This is a genomic window from Streptomyces sp. WM6378, assembly GCF_001279695.1.
In the GTDB taxonomy this organism is placed as follows: domain Bacteria; phylum Actinomycetota; class Actinomycetes; order Streptomycetales; family Streptomycetaceae; genus Streptomyces.
Window position 1 is genome coordinate 55,877 of the sequence record NZ_LGDD01000024.1, and the last position, 17,722, is coordinate 73,598.

Here is a 17,722-nt window from a genome sequence, read left to right on the forward strand (position 1 = left end):
TTCAGGCCTCCTGGGACTGGGGCGGGGAGGACGTGTACTGCGCCTGGTCGGCGGTCAGATCGAGGTAGGCCTGCTCCAACGTGGCTTCCTCATCGGCGAGTTCGAGGATGGGTATGCCCTCGCGTGCGGCGATCGGGCCGATCTCGTCGACGCGTGCGCCCTCCACCGTCCAGCGTCCGTCCTCTCCCTGGACCGGGTCGAAGCCCTTGCCGCGCAGGAGAGTCCGCAGCCGGGAGCCTTCGGTGGTGCGCAGCCGGACCCTGGGCCGGATCCGGGAGTCGATGAAGTCCCGCATCGGGGTGTCGGCGAGGAGCCGGCCGCGGCCGAGCACGACCAGGTGGTCGGCGAACGACGCGGTCTCGTTCATCAGGTGGCTGGAGACGAGCACCGTCCTGCCCTCCCGCGCGAGGCCGCGCATCAACTCCCTTGTCCAGATGATCCCTTCGGGGTCCAGGCCGTTGGACGGCTCGTCCAGGATCACGACCGCCGGGTCGCCGAGGAGGGCTGCCGCGATCCCGAGCCGCTGCCGCATCCCGAGCGAGAACGTCTTGATCCGGCGGCCCGCGACCCCCGCGAGCCCGGCTTCCTCCAGGACCTCGGCCACGCGCCGCGCCGGTATGCGGTTGCTCACCGCGAGGGCCAGCAGATGGCTGCGGGCCGTGCGGGAGCCGTGCGCGGCCTGTGCGTCGAGCAGGGCGCCCACTTCGCGCAGCGGCTCCGTCAGGTCCGCGTACCGGCGGCCGCCGATCAGTGCGGTGCCGGAGGTCGGCCGGTCGAGGCCGAGCAGGATGCGCATGGTGGTGGATTTGCCCGCGCCGTTGGGGCCGAGGAAGCCGGTCACCCGGCCGGGCTCGACCGCGAAGGTGAGCCGGTCCACGGCTCGCGTGGTGCCGTACTCCTTGCGGAGCTCTTGGACGTCGATCCTTGTCATGCCTCAAGCGTCGCCGTTCGCGCAGGTCAGCCGCCTCCCCCGGCGGAGGGGAGCTTCTCCCCCGCACGGGGGAGCCGGATCGATCGGCGCGCTGGGACGATGGGCGAATGCACCGCTCACTTCGCCCGCTGACCCGCCCGGTCACCTACACGCGCTGGCTGCATCTGCTGATCCCGATCGCGTTCGTGGCGATCTGGCTCTTCATCGACATGCAGCGCGTGTGGGTCCTCGGGCTGCTCGTCGTGCCGCTCGGGCTGATACCGGCGGTGCGTCTCGAAGAGGGCATTCAGGCGCAGCTCCTTCTCACCCCTGGCGAGCGCGGCAGGCCCGACGCGTCCATCTCGGTCGCGCCGTCGGCCACTTGGCGCGACCGCTGGCGGACCGTGCTCTGGCTGGAGGCGCGGCTCGTGCTGTCCGGCCTGGCGATCGCGGGCACCGTCTGGCTTCCGTCGGTGTCCGTGGACCTGGTCGCGCGCGGACTGGGCGGCCCTCCGCTCGTCTTCGGATGGATGGCGCCCGGCCTTGCGCCCCACGGCTGGCTCGTGCCGCTCGCGCTGGTGCCGCTCATAGTCATGCTGGCCTGTCTGGTGCTGGCCGGGAACCTCATCACCTTCATCGCGCGCATGCTGCTCGGCCCTTCGGCCGGCGAGCGGCTCAGCGCGCTCGAAGAGCGGACCGAGCTGCTCCTCGAACGCAACCGCATCGCCCGCGAGATCCACGACTCCATCGGCCATGCGCTGACCGTCGCCGTGGTGCAGGCGGGCGCGGCCCGCGCGGCTGGCGACCCCGCCTTCACCGACCGGGCGCTCGCGGCGATCGAGGAGACCGGCCGGGCCGCCCTGGAGGACCTGGAGCGGGTGCTGCTCGTCCTGCGCGAAACGGGCCTGCCGGCCAGTCAGCGCCCCACGCTCCTGGAGGCCGACCGGCTCATCGAGTCGGCCCGCGGCTCGGGCGCCGAGGTCGACGCGGAGTTCTCCGGCCCGCTGGAGCAGGTGCCCGGTCCGGTGTCGCGGGAGGGGTACCGCATCCTGCAGGAGGCGCTCACCAACGTGCTGCGGCACTCGGGGCCCGTACCCGTGCGGATCCGAATGGCCGTGCTGGGCAGGCGACTTGAGATGGATGTGACCAACCCGCTGACGGGGGCGGCGCCCGGCGGAAAGGGAGGCAGCGGTCTGCGAGGGATGCGCGAGCGGGCCGCGCTGCTCGGAGGGGAGGCGGAGACGGGGGCGTACGAAGGCGAGTGGCGCGTGCGGGTGCGGCTGCCGCTGGACACGCTGATCTGACGTCAGAGCCCGCGTCCGGTCCGGCGTGCGGCCGCCCATCCGGCCACACATCTGGCCACCGGTCCTGCCGCACGTCCGGCCATGCCGCTGGGCTGACGCCCGTCCTGATGACCTGGCCTTCTGATGGCCTGGCCTTCGACATGGCGTCCGACCCCGGTGCCGGGCGCCCGGTCCGGCGTTGTCCACAGGCCCCCGGGTGCCCCTCTGGCCTGCGACTAGGCTGGCCGGATGCCGGTAACCGTACTTCTGGTCGACGATGAGCCCCTGGTCCGCGCGGGTCTGCGGGCCGTGCTCGAAGCGCAGCCCGACATCGAGGTGGTGGGCGAGGCGGCCGACGGGGCGGCCGTGATCCCGCTGGTGCGGCAATTGCGGCCGGACGTCGTCGCGATGGATGTGCGGATGCCGCTCCTGGACGGCATAGAGGCGACCCGGGCGGTGCTGCGCACGGTGGAGGACCCGCCGAAGATCCTCGTGGTGACGACCTTCGAGAACGATGAGTACGTGTACGAGGCGCTGCGAGCCGGGGCCGACGGCTTCCTGCTCAAGCGGGCCCGGCCCGCCGAGATCGTCAACGCGGTCCGGCTCGTGGCGGAGGGCGACTCGCTGCTGTTCCCGGCGGCGGTGCGCGCGCTCGCCGCCGAGTACGGCAACGGTGCGGCGCGCTCGGCGCTCGCCGAGGCGGCGCTCACCGACCGGGAGGCCGCTGTGCTGCGCCTGATGGCGCGGGGACTTTCCAACGCGGAGATCGCCGCCAAGCTCATCGTCGGCACGGAGACCGTGAAGACGCACGTGAGCGCGGTGCTCGCGAAGCTGGGTGCCCGGGACCGCACCCAGGCGGTCATCGCCGCGTACGAGTCCGGTTTCGTGGCCCCGAGCTGATGCGCCTCCGTTACCGGCCGCCGCTCGCCGTACACCTGACCAGCGAGTACGATCCGGCAGACACGCGCACGAGCTGGGAGGACACACGTTGGGGCGGCTGACCGGCGGGGACCCCTCTCTGCTGCGGAGGATCAATTCCGCGGTGGTGCTGCACGCCCTCAGGGGTGCGGAATCTCCCACGCTGACCGATCTGACCCGGATCACCGGTTTGTCCCGACCGACGGTCGAGGGCGTGGTCGACGGGCTGATGGAGGCCGGGCTCGTCGTCGAGTCGGCGCCCGAGGAGGGCGAGGCGCGGCGTCAGGGCCGGCCCGCGCGGCGGTTCAGGTTCCGGGCCGAGGCGGGGCATCTGCTCGGCATAGAGATCGGTCCGCATCGGGTGGCCGCCCTGCTCTCCGGCCTCGACGGCCGGATCTTCGGCGCGGGTTCCCGCGAGGTGCCCGAGACGGCTTCGGCCGACGAGCGCCTCGAACGGGTCCGGCTGACCGTCGCCGAGGTGCTGCGCAAAGCCGGTGTGGCGCGCAGTTCGCTGCGTGCCGTCGGCGTCGGCAGCCCGGGCATCGTCGAGGCCGACGGCACCGTGCGGCTCGGCACCGCGCTGCCCGAGTGGACGGGTCTGCCGCTGGGCGAGCGGCTGCGGCGTTCCTTCCGCTGTCCCGTGCTGGTCGAGAACGACGCCAACGCCGCGGCCGTCGCCGAGCACTGGAAGGGCGCGGCGGCCGACTCCGACGACATCGTCTTCGTCATGGCCGGTCTGAGCCCGGGAGCGGGTTCGCTGATCGGCGGCCGGCTGCACCGGGGCTTCGGCGGCGCGGCGGGCGAGATCGGCGCGCTGCACCTGCTCGGCCGCGACGTCACCCCCGAGAAGTTGCTCTCGACGACGGACGAGCCGCTGCACCCGCTGGACGAGCAGGCCGTCGCCGACGTGTTCGCGCTGGCCCGGCAGGGCGATGCGCGGGCACAGGCCGCGGTGGAGCGGTTCCTTCAGCGGCTGGTGCACGACGTGGCCGCGCTGGTGCTCGCCCTCGATCCGGAACTGGTCGTCGTGGGCGGCTGGGCGGCCGGCATCGACGGCGTACTGGAGCCGCTGCGCAGGGAGTTGGCGCGGTACTGTCTGCGGCCGCCTCGCGTGGTGCTCTCGATGCTGGGCGAGGCGGTGGTGGCGACCGGCGCGCTGCGGCTCGCCCTCGACCACGTGGAGGAAGAGCTGTTCGCCGTCGAGGGAACGGTGACGGCGCGGCGCTGAGCCAAGTGAGCACGCCGAGGCCCCCGAGGCGCCGTACCGGGAGCGCCTTCGAAAACCGCACGGCCCGCAGCTTCGGGAGCTGCGGGCCGTGCGGTTCTTGCGAGTCGTGGACCGGGGTCAGGAGGCCCGGCGCTGCGGGCCGGGGTGGTTGATCTCCACGTCGACCGAGTCGCCGAAGGTGAGGCGGCAGGTGTCCGCGCGGTAGGTGGCGACGGAGACGGCCGCGGTGCGGCCCTCGGCGAAGTACCGGGTGGTCACGACGAGGACGGGCGCGCCGGGCAGCCGGTCGAGTTCCTTGGCGTCGTCGGCGCGCGCCGAGCCGAGTTCCACGGCGCGGTCCTGGCCTTCGAGCTCCAGGCGCTGCAGTTCACGCAGGACGGCGCGGCCGCGGGCCGGGCCCGGGGGCACGTCGATCGCGGAGAGCTCCGGCACCGAGCCGACCGGAACGTAGAGGAGCTCGGCGGCGACGGCCTGGCCGTGGGCGACCCGGGTCCGGCGGACGGCGTGCAACTCCTCGCCGACGGGAGTGTCGAAGAGGCGGGCGACCGCGACCGGCGGCACGGCGGCCGTGGCATCCGCGGTCTGCCAGGCGTCGCCGGGCGCACCGGGCCAGTCGTGCTGGGCGGTGGAGACCGAGACGGCCGTGCGTGGCGGGGCGACGGTGGTGCCGACGCCGCGGCGGCGCTGGAGCCGGCCTTCGAGTTCGAGCTGTTCCAGTGCCTGGCGGAGCGTGGCGCGTGCGACGCCGAACCGGGCCGCGAGGTCGCGCTCGTTGGGCAGGATCTCGCCCACCGCGAAGTCCGAGTCGAGCGCCTCGCTGAGTACCGTCTTGAGGTGCCAGTACTTCGGTTCCGGCACCGATTCCAGCTGCGTGGTCCCCACCCTGATCCTCCGCAATCGCCGTGTCCGCGGCGGCTTTCCGTGCCCTTGTTTATTAAAGGTTCCTGCACTAACTCTGCGACCATAGGGCGGCCCACCCCCTTGGTCAAGACCAATCCTCGTTCCGTTACGGAGCGCGCACGAGGGTTGCCGCAGAGCGTTCACACGACGTTCGCGCCCCGGTGACGACGTGACGACCGTGCCGCGCGAGGACCCCGAGGCGATGACCGGACTCCAGAAAAGCCACCGGCCGCCGACATGTCCGTTATGCCTCTTGAACTCCAGGCTACCGAGCGGTAGTTGTTGCTGACAGGACGTCTAAGTGTGGATCCCAGGACAGGGAGCAGCCCCATGACCGCAGAGGTCTCGTTCACTTTCGACACTCCCCTGGGGAGCCGCTCCACCTCGGTGACCTACCGGCGCGAGGGCACGGGCGAGCCGCTCCTGCTGCTCCACGGCATAGGCCACCACCTTCAGGCCTGGGACCCGGTCTTCGATCTGCTGGCCGCCGACCGCGACGTGATCGCCATCGACCTGCCGGGCTTCGGCGCCTCGCCCGCGCTGCCGGACGGCGTCTCCTACGGCCTCTCCACCGTCGTCCCGATCCTCGACGCGCTGTGCGAGGCCCTCGGCATCGAGCGACCGCACGTCGCGGGGAATTCGCTGGGCGGCCTGCTCGCCCTGGAGCTGGGGCGCGAGAAGCTCGTACGGTCGGTGACGGCGCTCTCCCCCGCCGGCTTCTGGACGCCGTCCGAGCGGCAGTACGCGTTCAGTGTTCTGCGCATGATGCGGCAGGTGGCGCAGGCGCTGCCGCTCCCGGTCGTCGAGCGAATGTCCCGCACCGCCGCCGGGCGCACCGCGCTGACCAGCACCATTTACGCCCGCCCCGCCCGGCGCTCGCCGGAGGCCGTCGTCGCCGAGACGCTGGCGCTGCGCACCGCGCCCGGTTTCGAGCAGACCCTGGCCGCCGGGCAGGGCGTCCTGTTCACCGACGACGTGCCCGGGGTGCCGGTGACCGTCGCCTGGGGCAGCAAGGACCGGCTGCTGCTACGCCGCCAGGGCGTCCGCGCCAAGCACACCGTCCCGGGGGCCCGGCTCGTGCGGCTGCCCGGCTGCGGCCACGTCCCCATGAACGACGACCCCGCCCTGGTCACCCGGGTCATCCTGGACGGAAGCCGCCCGGTCGGCGAGGTGCCGGCTCGACCGGCGGCCCAACTCTCCTGATTCGGGGCTGAGTTAGGGCCAGGCGAGAGGGCTGCTGGCCAGAGCGGCATCGGCGAGTCGATCGAACCCTGGTTCCGGTTCCCTCGGCCCGGTCCGGTTGTTCACCGGGTGTTCGCGCTCGCGCCGCCACCGGGCAGTAGGCATGGCAGGGCACCCAGCGACCAACCTCCCCAGGAGGCGACACCGATGCCCAACCGCCGTACCGTACTGAAGGGTTCGCTCGCCGCGTCGGCGGGTCTCGCCCTGCCGACCGGGCTCGCCACGGCGCCCGCGTTCGCCCGCTCCGGTCGGCCGAGCGCCTCCTGGGGTGTGCAGGCCGGCGACATCACCGCCTCGTCCGGGCTCATCTGGGCGCGCTCCGACCGCCCGGCCCGGATGGTCGTGGAGACGTCCGCGACGGAGTCCTTCCGGCGCGCCCGCAGATGGCAGGGGCCGCTGCTCGGGCCGGGTACGGACTTCACCGGCACGACGTCGCTGCGCGGGCTTCCGGCCGGCGAGCAGATCCACTACCGGGTCACCCTGGCCGACCCCGACGACCCGAGGCGCACCGGCCGGCCGGTCCACGGCACCTTCCGCACCGCGCCCGACAGCCGGCGCGACGACGTGCGGTTCCTGTGGTCCGGGGACATCGCCGGGCAGGGCTGGGGCATCAACCCGGACATCGGCGGCTACCGCGTGTACGACGAAATGCGGCGCCTGGACCCGGACTTCTTCCTGTGCAGCGGCGACAACATATACGCCGACAACGTGATCCTGCCGAGCGTGACGCTGCCCGACGGCCGGGTGTGGCGCAACATCACCACCGAGGAGAAGTCCAAGGTCGCCGAGACCCTCGCCGAATACCGGGGCAACTTCCGGTACAACCTGCTCGACGAGAACGTCCGCGCGTTCAACGCCCAGGTGCCGTCCATCGTGCAGTGGGACGACCATGAAGTGCGCAACAACTGGTACCCCGGCCAGATCCTGGACGACGCGCGCTACACGGAGAAGAACCTCGATGTGCTCGCGGCCCGTTCGCGGCGGGCGTTCAGCGAGTACTTCCCGATCTCGACGCTGGGGACCGGCGACCGCGCGGGACGGGTGCAACGGGTGCTGCGGCACGGCCCGCTCCTCGATGTGTTCGTGCTCGACATGCGGACGTACCGCGATGCCAACTCGCCCGACCGGCAGCCCGACGACAGGGTCGGCATCCTCGGAGCCGAGCAACTCCAGTGGCTCAAGCTGGAGTTGGCGAGGTCGCGGGCGGTGTGGAAGGTCATCGCCGCGGACATGCCGCTCAGCCTCGTCGTCGTGGACGGCGCGACCGACTTCGAGGCCGTTTCCCAGGGCGACCCGGGCGCGCCGCTCGGGCGCGAGCTGCAGATCGCCGAGCTGCTGCGGTTCATCAAGCACCAGCGGATCACGGGCACGCTGTGGCTCACCGCGGACGTGCACTACACGGCCGCCGAGCACTACGACCCGTCGCGGGCCGCGTTCAAGGACTTCGCCCCGTTCTGGGAGTTCGTGTCGGGGCCGCTCGCCGCGGGCGGCTTTCCCCCGGACAAGGTGGACGGCACGTTCGGCCCCCAGCAGGTGTTCGTGCACGCCCCGGCCACGGCCAACGCCTCGCCCATGGAGGCGCCGCCGAACTTCGGCGAGATCGAGATCGACGGCGGCTCCGGCGAGTTGACCGTGCGGCTGCGGGCGCAGGGCGGTTCGGTACTCTTCACCCAGGTGCTGCGGCCCGGGCTCGTGGGTCAGTGACCCTGGGGCCGGTGATGGTCGGGCCGGGAGGCGGAGACGAACACTCCAGGCCATACCCGGCAGAAAACAGCCAAAAGAGCATCAGAAGCACACTTAACCCGTCAGTCACAAAGCGTTCGTGATCACGCAACACCGCTGAGTCACAGTGATGCCATGACTGGTACGCAAGGACAGCTGTCCAACAAGCACACCCGCCGCCGTCACCACTGGCGGCGGGACCTCGTCGAGCTCGCCGCGCTGTTCACGGCCGTGGCCGTCGCGGACGGACTCGCGAACCTGGTCGCGCACGGCCCCGACGGACCGTTCCTGCTGGTCGCCTCGGCGCTGGCACTGGTCGCCACGGCGGCGTTCCACACCTGGTGGGCGCGCCGCCACAGCCATGCGCCGCCGCTCCCGGACAGCGGCGGCACGGGCGATACCGACGGCGTCTCGGGGGCCGACGGCGCGCCCCGCGAGACGGCGCTCTGGCGGATGCGGACGACCGTACGGGACGAGCCCGGCAGTCTCGCCGCGCTCTGCACCGCGCTCGCCGGGCACCGCGTGGACATCCTCACGCTCCAGACGCACCCGCTCGCGGACGGCACGGTGGACGAGTTCCTGCTGCGTACGCCTGCCGAGCTGTCGGCCGCCGAACTCTCCCGGGTGATCTCCGCGGCGGGCGGCCACGACACCTGGACCGAGCGGGCCGACGCCCACGACCTCGTGGACGCGCCGACCCGGGTCCTCGGCCTCGCCACCCGCACCGCGCTGGATGCGGCCGAACTCCCGCTCGCGCTGCGCCAGTTGCTCGGCCGCTGCACCATCCACTCGCTGCCCGCGGTCTCCCTGACCGGCCGCCCCACCGGCGAGACGGCCCCCGTCGAGGGCGTACTGGAGTCGACGACCATGCGGCTTCGCGACCCGAACGGCGGGGCGATCACCATCGACCGACCCCATCTCCCCTTCACCCCCACCGAGTTCGCCCGGGCCCGGGCGCTGGTCGAGCTGGACGCCCGGCTCGGCCCGCGCGTCCCGCGCAGCGAGGACGTCCTGACGCTGCCCGAGGGCAACGAGATCACCGTACGGCGCGCCGACCAGAGCGACATCGAGGCCGCCAAGGCCATGCACGAGCGGTGCTCCGACCGCACGCTCGGCCTGCGCTACCACGGCCCCGTCGCCGACGCCGACCGCTACCTCGGCCATCTGCTCAGCCCGCGCTACGGCCGCACCCTCGCCGTGCAGACCGCCTCCGGACGCCTGGTCGCGCTCGGCCACCTGCTGTGGGACGGCGACGAGACCGAGGTGGCCGTGCTCGTCGAGGACTCCTGGCAGCGCCGCGGCATCGGCTCCGAACTGCTGCGCCGCCTGGCCGACCTCGCCGTCGAAGCCCGCTGCGACAGCGTGTACGCCGTCACCCAGGCCTCCAACACCGGCATGGTCGCGGCCATGCGCGGACTCGGGCTGCCGCTGGACTACCAGGTCGAGGAGGGCACCCTGGTGGTCACCGCCCGCCTCGACAAGACGGCCCCGATGAGCTCCGCCGGCCGCCGCGGGCACTTCGAACAGCGCTGAGCAGATCGGTTCTCAGCGACCCGGTCAGGCGTTCCGGCAAGATTGGTGGTGACGCGGAGCCCTCGCTCGGAGAGGATGTCCGCATGTCAGTCACTTCCAGCAGCGCGCTGCCCCGCCAGGTCGCCGACGCCTACGTCGACGCACTCATCGAACTCGACCCGATCACCGGGAGCTATCTGGGCGTCAGGGCGAGCCACGCCCTCCTGCCCGACTTCTCCCCCGCTGGACAGGCGGCCGTGGCCGACCTGGCGCGCGCCACGCTCGCCCGCCTCGACGAGGCCGAGCGGCAGCCCGGCGCCGACAGCGACGCCGAGCGCCGCTGCGGCCGGCTGCTGCGGGAGCGACTGACCTCCGAACTCGCCGTCCACGAAGCCGACGAGGGCCTGCGAGCGGTCAGCAATCTGCACTCGCCCGCCCACAGCGTCCGGATGGCGTTCACCATGACGCCGACGGAGACCGAAGAGGACTGGCGGGCGGTCGCCTCCCGGCTGCGCGCGGTGCCCGCCGCCATCGAGGGCTACCGGGCCTCGCTCGAACTCGGCCTGGAACGCAAGCTGTTCGGCGGCCCGCGCGCCACCGACACCGTCATCGGCCAGCTCGGCGAGTGGGTGGACACCGGCTTCTTCGAGGGGCTCGCGGCACCGGGCCCCGAGTCGCTGCGCGCCGAACTCGACACGGCGGCCGGCGAGGCGTCCGCCGCCCTTGTCGCGCTGCGCGACTGGCTGCGCGACGTGTACGCGCCGGCCATCGAGGGATCCGCCGACACGGTGGGCCGAGAGCGGTACCAGCGCTGGTCGCAGTACTACAACGGCACCGCGCTCGACCTCGACGAGGCGTACGCCTACGGCTGGTCCGAGTACCACCGGCTGCTCGGCGAGATGAAGACCGAGGCCGCCAAGATCCTGCCGGGCGCGGGCCCTTGGGAGGCGCTGGCCCACCTCGACGAACACGGCGCGCACATCGAGGGCGTCGACGAGGTCCGCGACTGGCTGCAGTCCCTGATGGACGAGGCCATCGAAGCGCTGGACGGCACGCACTTCGAACTCGCCGAGCGGGTACGGAAGGTGGAGTCCCGCATCGCACCGCCCGGCGGCGCCGCCGCCCCCTACTACACGGGCCCCTCCGAGGACTTCTCGCGGCCCGGGCGCACCTGGCTGCCCACCATGGGCGAGACCCGCTTCCCGGTGTACGACCTGGTGTCGACCTGGTACCACGAGGGCGTGCCGGGCCACCACCTCCAGATCGCGCAGTGGGTGCACGTCGCCGACCAGCTCTCCCGCTACCAGGCCACCGTCGGTCACGTCAGCGCCAACGCCGAGGGCTGGGCCCTTTACGCGGAGCGCCTGATGGACGAGCTGGGCTTCCTCACCGACCCCGAGCGCCGGCTCGGCTACCTGGACGCGCAGATGATGCGCGCCTGCCGGGTGATCATCGACATCGGCATGCACCTGGAGCTGGAGATCCCGGCGGATTCGCCGTTCCACCCGGGTGAGCGCTGGACGCCGGAGCTGGCGCACGAGTTCTTCAGCGGCCACAGCAGCCGCCCGGCGGACTTCGTACAGAGCGAGCTGATCCGCTATCTGTCGATGCCGGGGCAGGCGATCGGCTACAAGCTGGGCGAGCGCGCCTGGCTGCTCGGCCGCGAGAACGCCCGGGCCCGCCACGGCGACGCCTTCGACCCGAAGGCCTGGCACATGGCGGCCCTCTCGCAGGGCTCGCTCGGCCTCGACGACCTGGTCGACGAGCTGTCCAAGCTCTGAGGTGCCGGCGGGGCGGTCCGTCGAACGGGCCGCCCCGCCCCCTCGGTGCCCTCCGGGTTCAGCAACCGCAGTCCTCGGAGTCGACGGGCGCGGTCAGCGGGTCGGCGGCGCGCTTCTCGCCGCCCTCCCACGTCTCGAACGCGAAGCCCTCGCGGACCCAGTACTCGAATCCGCCGAGCATCTCCTTGACCTGGAAGCCGAGTTCGGCGAGCGCGAGGGCCGCACGGGTGGCGCCGTTGCAGCCCGGGCCCCAGCAGTACGTGACGACCGGGACGGACTTGTCCAGGAGCTGCTCGGCCTGCTCGACGATCAGCGCGGTCGGCAGGTGGACGGCGCCGGGCACATGGCCCTGGTCCCAGGACGCGGTGGAGCGGGAGTCCAGGACCACGAATCCGGGGTCGCCCTCGACGGCGAGTGCGGAGGCCACGTCGGAGACGTCCGCGTGGAAGACCAGGCTGGCACGGAAGTAGGCGGCGGCGTCGGCGGGGGCGGCCGGGGCCACGCGCAGGACGGGGTTGGCGGGGGCGGTGAGCTGTGTCGTCATGGCTGAAAATCTATGCGCCGGTGATCAACTCCGGGAAGGCCCGATCCCCGGAACAACTCTTGATCCGCCGGGGATTTCACGGTTGGCTGGGCGGCATGACCGCGTATTCCCCGGACGCCACCGACTGGCGCATTCTGGAAGCCCTCCAGCAGGAAGGCCGGGCCACGTTCGCCGAGCTGGCCCGGACCGTCTCCATGTCGGCGAGCGCCGTCACCGAGCGGGTGCGGCGGCTCGAAGAGGCCGGGGTGATCGCGGGCTACACGGCCGTCGTCGACCAGGAACGCCTCGGTCGGCCGATCCTCGCCTTCGTCCGGCTTCGCTATCCGAACGGCCACTACAAGCCGTTCCACGACCTGGTGGAGGCGACGCCGGAAATCATGGAGGCGCACCATGTGACGGGCGACGACTGCTTCGTGATCAAGGTGGGGGCGCGGTCGATGAGCCACCTGGAGGAGATCTCGGGGAAGATCGGGACGCTGGGGTCCGTGACGACGAGCGTGGTGTATTCGTCACCGCTGCCGCGTCGGGCAATAGGCCGCTGAGCGGGGAGCGGGGAGCGCTGGGGCTCCGCCCCAGACCTCGTTCGCGCCTGAAAGGCGCTCGTCCTCAAACGCCGGACGGGCTGAAATGCCCTGATGCGGGCCAGCACCGACCGTTCCAGGGGCGCGGGGAACTGCGCGACCAGCCAGCCACGGTCCGCACTCGAACACTCACCCCCAGCGGGTTTCGGGAAGGGGCGGGGCGGGGTGCACTACGGGGTCTGGGGCGGAGCCCCAGCGCCCACCCCCCTCAGCCGCACCGACGAACCCGCCCGGTCCTTCACCACCTCCAGCTGCGCCGGGATGCGGCGCCGCAGGTCGCCGACGTGGCTCACGATGCCCACGCTGCGGTCGAGTTCGCGCAGCGAGTCCAGGACGTCCAACACCTCGTCCAGTGTCTGGTCGTCCAGACTGCCGAAACCTTCATCGATGAACAGGGTGTCAAGCCGCGCCCCGCCCGCCTCGTCGGTGACGACGTCGGCCAGGCCCAGGGCCAGCGCGAGGGAGGCGAAGAACGTCTCGCCGCCCGACAGCGTCGCCGTGTCGCGCTCGCGGCCCGTCCAGGCGTCGACCACGTGGAGCCCGAGACCCGAGCGGCCCCGGCCGCCCTTCGCGTCGGAGTGGACCAGCGTGTACCGCCCGCCCGACATCCGCTGGAGCCGGGCCGTCGCGGCGGCGGCGACCTGTTCGAGGCGGGCGGCCAGCACGTACGACTCCAGGCGCATCTTGCGCTCGTTGTCGGCGGAGGTGCCCGCGGTGAGCCCGGCGAGGCGGGCCACCCGCTCGTACTCCTCGCGCAGCGGGCCGATCCTGCGGGTCTCCTCGGTGGCCCGACGGCTCAACGCGTGCAGTTCCGTACAGCGGTCCCGGGCCGCCGAGAGCGCCGACGCCGCCTCCCGCAGGGCCCGTTCGGCCGCCGCGGACTCGGCCGCCGCCTCCTGTGTGCGGGCCGGCGCGGCAAGACCTGCCGCTGCCGTCTCCGGTTCGGCGAGGCGCGCGGTGACCGTGGCCCGCTGATGCTGCCACTCGTCGAGCCGGTGCTGGATGTCCCGCCGGCCCCGCTCGTCGATCAGCGCCGCAGATGCCGCGGCCGGGGTGTCGAATCCGGCCCGGAACGCCGCCTCCGAGAGCCTGCCGTCGGCCTCCTTGAGCCGCTCGGCGCTGTCCTCGACGGCGCGGACCGCCTCCACCGCCTCGGCGAGGATGGCCGCCCGGTGTTCGAGCAGCCCGGCCTGCTCCGCGACGCTGGCCGCGCCCGCCCGCACCTCGCTCAACTCCCGCTCCAGGGCGGCCTGTTCGCGCTCCAGAGCCTCGCGGCTCGCGGTCCGGGCGGCGATGTTCTGCTGGGCTGTGCGCTGGGCGGTCAGCCGCCGTTCATACTCCCCCTCTGCCGAGGAGAGGGCCAGCCGCGCCTCGTGCAGCCCGGCCGCCTCGTCCCGCGCCGCTCCGTGCGCCCTCTGCAACTCCCCCGCCGCATCGGCCAGTTCGGCCACGCTCGCCGCGCCCGCCGCGGCCCGCGCGCCCGCGAGCTCCTCCCGCAGGGAGGACAACGCGGCCTCGGCCTCGGCTCGGGCCCGGTCGGCGTGCCGGTATGCCTGTTGCGCGGCGTCCTCGGTGGCGCGGTCGATCTGGCCGGTGCCGGGGCGCGCGGGCGCGGGGTGGTCGGCCGAGCCGCACACCGTGCACGGCTCGCCCTCGCGCAGCCGCTCCGCCAGCTCGGCCGCGATGCCACGCAGCCGCTCCTCGCGCAACGCCAGCCAGTGTTCGTGAGCGGCGTTGGCGGCCTCGCGCATGTCGACATGCCGCCGGTCGGCCTCGGTCAGGCGGGCCTGCAGCGCGTCGCGCTCACGGGCGGCCGCGAGCCGCCGTTGGGCCCGATCGAGCTGTCCGGCGAGCTGTTCCGCGCGGGTCGCCGCTTCGTGGGCCAGCTCGATTCGGGTCTGGTGATCGGTCCGGACGGTCTCCCAGCCCGCAAGCCATGCTGCGGTATCGCTGAGGGCGTCCTCGTCGGCGCGGGCCTGCCGGTCGAGGTGGGCGCGCTCGTCGTCGATCACCGCGCTGCGGCGCTCGGCGCGGCGGGCGGACTCCAGGGCGCCGAGGTCCTGCCGCATCCTCCGTTCCAGGGCGGCGAGTTGATCGGCCCCGGCGTCGGCGAGGTCCGGGTGCAGCCGGGCGCGGGAGCGGTCCCGTTCGGCAGTGGCCGAGCGGTGGGCGCGCTGGGCCTGCTCCCACCATTCCAGCGCGGGCGAGACCAGCTCCGCCTTGCGGGCCGTCTCCAGGCGGGCCCGCAGCGCGTCCTGTTCGGGACGGCGGGCCGCCAACTCCTCCGCCCTGCGGGCCGCTTCGGCGTACCGCTCCTGAAGGGCCGCCAGCTGCCGGGCCTCTTCGACGAGGCGGCGGGCGGCCGCCTGCCGGCTTTCGGCGGCGGCCACGGCGGCCGAGGCGATGTCGACGCGCTCGCGCGCCCCACCCCGCGCGACGGCCGCCCATTGCAGGACGGCCGATGCGAGGCCCGGGTCCCCCGGCCGTGCGTCGGGCAGTGGCCATGCGCGGGCGTCCGCGCTGTCGCCCGCGGCCTGCGCCATGCGCTGGGCGAGGGCGAGCAACTGGTCGTCGCCGTCCTTGACTTGACGCTCGGCGGTCTTGCGCAGCTCGGCCAGGCGGTCCTCCACGGCGGCGAACCTGCGGGTGTCGAAGAGCCTGCCAAGGAGCCGCCCGCGCGCTTCCGCGTCCGACCTCAGGAACTTGGCGAACTCCCCCTGCGGCAACAGCACGACCTGGCAGAACTGCTCCCGGCTCATCCCGATGAGCCGGCCGAGCTCCTCGCCGATCTCCTGGTGCGAGCGGCTCAGCGCCCGCCAGGCGCGGTCGGCCGGGTCGTACTCGCGCAGCCAGGTCTGCGCCTTCTCGGTGGTGAAGCCGACGCCCTTCTTCTTGGGCCGTTCCTGCTGCGGGCGGCGGGTGATCTCCAACCGCCGCTCGCCCAAGGTCAGTTCGAGCAGCACCTCGGTGAAGACGTCCGGTGCGGCGTGGTCGCTGCGCAGGGCGGTGCCGGGGCTCTGCCGGGCGCCGGGGACCGCTCCGTACAGGGCGAAGCAGACCGCGTCGAGCACCGAGGTCTTGCCCGCGCCGGTCGGTCCGTGCAGCAGAAACAGGCCCGCGGCGGACAGCGTGTCGAAGTCGACCTCCTGGCTGCCCGCGAAGGGGCCGAAGGCCGTGACGCGCATGCGGTGCAGCCTCACCGGGCCACCTCGCGCACGCCGTCGTCCACGCGCACGGCGTCGAACGCACCTTGCAGCACGGTGCGTTCCCGGTCGTCGGGGCCGCTGCCGCCGCGCACGTGCGCCACGAAGTCCTCCGCGATCTGCTGGTCGCTGCGGCCGCTGAGCCGCCGCGCGTACGAAGCGTGCGGGTCGCCGTCGGCCCGCTCGGGGTCGAAGGCGAGGCTCAGGGTGTGCGGGAAGCGGGTGCTGATCCGGGCCATGGCGTCGGCCGGGCGCTGCGCGTCGGTCAACGTGGCCTCCACCCATGCCTGTTCGTGCCGGGTCAGCGCCGGGTCTTCGAGGAGTTCGTCGAGGTGTCCCCGGATGCGGGCGAGGGGGCGCGGCACCGGGCAGTCGACGCGTTCGGCGGTGACGGCTCCGTCGGCGGCGAGGTCCACCAGCCACATGGACTTGCGGTGCGTCGCCTCGGAGAAGGAGTAGGCGAGCGGGGAGCCCGAGTAGCGGACCCGGTCGGTGATCACCTGGCTGCCGTGGAGGTGACCGAGGGCCACGTAGTCGACGCCGTCGAAGACCCCGGCGGGCACTGCGGCGACTCCCCCTACGGTGATGTCGCGCTCGCTGTCGCTCGGCTCGCCCCCGGCCACGAAGGCGTGCGCGAGGACGATGGACCGGGTGCCGTCGGGGCGGGTCGCGAGGTCGGCCCGTACGCGCTCCATGGCCGCGGCAAGGACCGCCTCGTGCCCGGCCTTCGGCGCCGCCAGTTCGTCCCTGACCAGGGCGGGCTCCAGGTAGGGCAGCCCGTAGCAGGCCACGTCGCCGATCATGACCGGCGTGCCGCAGCCCGCCGGGTCGGTCCGCAGATGGATCCCGGCCCGCTCGATCAGGCCGGCCCCTACGCCGAGCCTGCGCGCCGAGTCGTGGTTGCCGGAGATCATCACCGTGGGCACGCCGAGGCCTGCGAGGCTGCGCAGCGCCCGGTCGAAGAGCTCGACGGCGGCGAGCGACGGCACCGCCCGGTCGTACACGTCTCCCGCCACCAGCACCGCGTCCACACCTCGGTCACTCGCCGTCGCCACCACGTGGTCGACGAACGCCGCCTGGGCGTCGAGCAGGTCGACCCGGTGGAAGGACCGGCCCAGGTGCCAGTCCGAGGTGTGCAGGAATCTCATGATCCCCGAGCGTAACGGTGGGGTCTGACATCACGGGCGGTTACCGGCACATCCGGCTGTTCCGCCCGCCTCGGCTCTCCCGTGCGGCTGCCGCCGAGCTCACGCATCCCCGTACGCCTCCCCGCCAAGCTCCAGCGTCGCGGTGCCGGCGGTGGCGTCGGCGAGCCAGCTGCGGAAGGCCTCGACGTCGGCCTCGGGGAGCCCGAGCTCGATCGTGACGGCCTCCGCGTACCGCACCTCGCGCACCGCGCGGCCGGTCGCCCTGAGGTCGTTCTCCAGCTTGCCCGCGCGCTGGTGGTCGACGGTGACGCTGGCGAGGCGGAACCGCTGACGCACGATGGTGCCGAGCGCGTCCAGGGCTTCGCCGACGACACCGCCGTACGCCCTGATCAGACCGCCCGCGCCGAGCTTGACCCCGCCGTAGTAACGGGTGACCACGGCGACGACGTACCGCACCTCGCGCCGGGTCAGCATCTGGAGCATCGGCACTCCCGCGGTGCCGCCGGGTTCGCCGTCGTCGCTCGCCTTCTGTACGGAGGCGTCGGCTCCGATGACGTACGCGAAACAGTTGTGGCTGGCGGTCGGGTGCTCCTTGCGGATGCGGGCGACGAACGCCTGCGCCTCCTGTTCGGTCGCGGCGGGCGCGAGCGCGCAGATGAAGCGCGACCTGTTGATCTCGCTCTCGTGCACGCCCTCGCGGGCGATGGTGCGGTACTGCTCCTGCATCCGCCCACCCTATGCGCCCATCCC

At 72.9% G+C, this 17,722-nt stretch carries 14 protein-coding genes; 8 read left to right on the forward strand and 6 right to left on the reverse strand.

The annotated features are described in order from the left end of the window. Nucleotide 1: 1 nt before the first annotated feature. Nucleotides 2-931: an ATP-binding cassette domain-containing protein gene (locus ADK54_RS04695; protein ID WP_053724227.1), complete on the reverse strand. Its 930-nt coding sequence runs from the start codon at nucleotides 929-931 to the stop codon at nucleotides 2-4. Nucleotides 932-1,038: 107 nt separating this feature from the next. On the opposite strand from ADK54_RS04695, the gene ADK54_RS04700 reads away from it, so the two are divergent. The 3 genes from ADK54_RS04700 (at nucleotide 1,039) to ADK54_RS04710 (ending at nucleotide 4,339) form a co-directional block, all read left to right on the forward strand. After that, nucleotides 1,039-2,214, forward strand: coding sequence for a sensor histidine kinase (locus ADK54_RS04700; RefSeq protein WP_053724228.1), 1,176 nt, complete (start codon nucleotides 1,039-1,041; stop codon nucleotides 2,212-2,214). A gap of 228 nt (nucleotides 2,215-2,442) precedes the next feature. Next, complete coding sequence (locus ADK54_RS04705) at nucleotides 2,443-3,093, forward strand: response regulator (protein ID WP_053724229.1); 651 nt, start codon at nucleotides 2,443-2,445, stop codon at nucleotides 3,091-3,093. A gap of 88 nt (nucleotides 3,094-3,181) precedes the next feature. Beyond that, nucleotides 3,182-4,339 carry an ROK family transcriptional regulator gene (locus ADK54_RS04710; RefSeq protein ID WP_053724230.1) on the forward strand — a complete coding sequence of 386 codons (1,158 nt, stop codon included), beginning with the start codon at nucleotides 3,182-3,184 and terminating at the stop codon, nucleotides 4,337-4,339. A gap of 117 nt (nucleotides 4,340-4,456) precedes the next feature. On the opposite strand, the gene ADK54_RS04715 is transcribed toward ADK54_RS04710, so the two are convergent. Next, nucleotides 4,457-5,221, reverse strand: a complete 765-nt coding sequence (locus ADK54_RS04715; protein WP_053724231.1) for a GntR family transcriptional regulator — start codon at nucleotides 5,219-5,221, stop codon at nucleotides 4,457-4,459. 348 nt (nucleotides 5,222-5,569) lie between these two features. Between ADK54_RS04715 and ADK54_RS04720 the strand changes: the two genes are divergently transcribed. The 4 genes from ADK54_RS04720 to ADK54_RS04735 all read left to right on the forward strand — a co-directional run bounded on the left by ADK54_RS04720 (nucleotide 5,570) and on the right by ADK54_RS04735 (nucleotide 11,496). Further along, entirely contained in the window at nucleotides 5,570-6,442 is an 873-nt protein-coding gene (locus ADK54_RS04720; protein ID WP_053724232.1) for an alpha/beta fold hydrolase, read from the forward strand. Nucleotides 6,443-6,628: 186 nt separating this feature from the next. Next, a complete protein-coding gene (locus ADK54_RS04725; protein WP_053724233.1) occupies nucleotides 6,629-8,185 on the forward strand; it encodes an alkaline phosphatase D family protein in 1,557 nt (518 codons plus the stop codon). Between the two features lie 153 nt (nucleotides 8,186-8,338). After that, on the forward strand, nucleotides 8,339-9,736 hold the full coding sequence (locus ADK54_RS04730; protein WP_053724234.1) for a GNAT family N-acetyltransferase: 1,398 nt from the start codon (nucleotides 8,339-8,341) through the stop codon (nucleotides 9,734-9,736). Nucleotides 9,737-9,819: 83 nt separating this feature from the next. After that, nucleotides 9,820-11,496, forward strand: a complete 1,677-nt coding sequence (locus tag ADK54_RS04735) for a DUF885 domain-containing protein (RefSeq protein ID WP_053724235.1) — start codon at nucleotides 9,820-9,822, stop codon at nucleotides 11,494-11,496. Nucleotides 11,497-11,554: 58 nt separating this feature from the next. Here the strand turns inward: ADK54_RS04735 and ADK54_RS04740 are convergent, their stop codons facing one another. Continuing rightward, nucleotides 11,555-12,040, reverse strand: a complete 486-nt coding sequence (locus ADK54_RS04740; RefSeq protein ID WP_053724236.1) for a rhodanese-like domain-containing protein — start codon at nucleotides 12,038-12,040, stop codon at nucleotides 11,555-11,557. 95 nt (nucleotides 12,041-12,135) lie between these two features. Between ADK54_RS04740 and ADK54_RS04745 the strand changes: the two genes are divergently transcribed. Then, nucleotides 12,136-12,582, forward strand: a complete 447-nt coding sequence (locus ADK54_RS04745; protein ID WP_053724237.1) for an Lrp/AsnC family transcriptional regulator — start codon at nucleotides 12,136-12,138, stop codon at nucleotides 12,580-12,582. 209 nt (nucleotides 12,583-12,791) lie between these two features. On the opposite strand, the gene ADK54_RS04750 is transcribed toward ADK54_RS04745, so the two are convergent. From ADK54_RS04750 to ADK54_RS04760, 3 genes are all read right to left on the reverse strand, one after another. Then, the gene (locus tag ADK54_RS04750) at nucleotides 12,792-15,821 is read right to left on the reverse strand and encodes an AAA family ATPase (RefSeq protein WP_053724238.1); all 3,030 of its coding nucleotides are present in this window, start codon (nucleotides 15,819-15,821) and stop codon (nucleotides 12,792-12,794) included. Then, a complete protein-coding gene (locus ADK54_RS04755) occupies nucleotides 15,818-16,972 on the reverse strand; it encodes an exonuclease SbcCD subunit D (protein ID WP_053724239.1) in 1,155 nt (384 codons plus the stop codon). Before ADK54_RS04755 ends, ADK54_RS04750 begins: the two co-directional genes overlap by 4 nt. Before the next feature lie 99 nt (nucleotides 16,973-17,071). Beyond that, nucleotides 17,072-17,698: a YigZ family protein gene (locus ADK54_RS04760; protein ID WP_053724240.1), complete on the reverse strand. Its 627-nt coding sequence runs from the start codon at nucleotides 17,696-17,698 to the stop codon at nucleotides 17,072-17,074. Nucleotides 17,699-17,722: the final 24 nt, after the last annotated feature.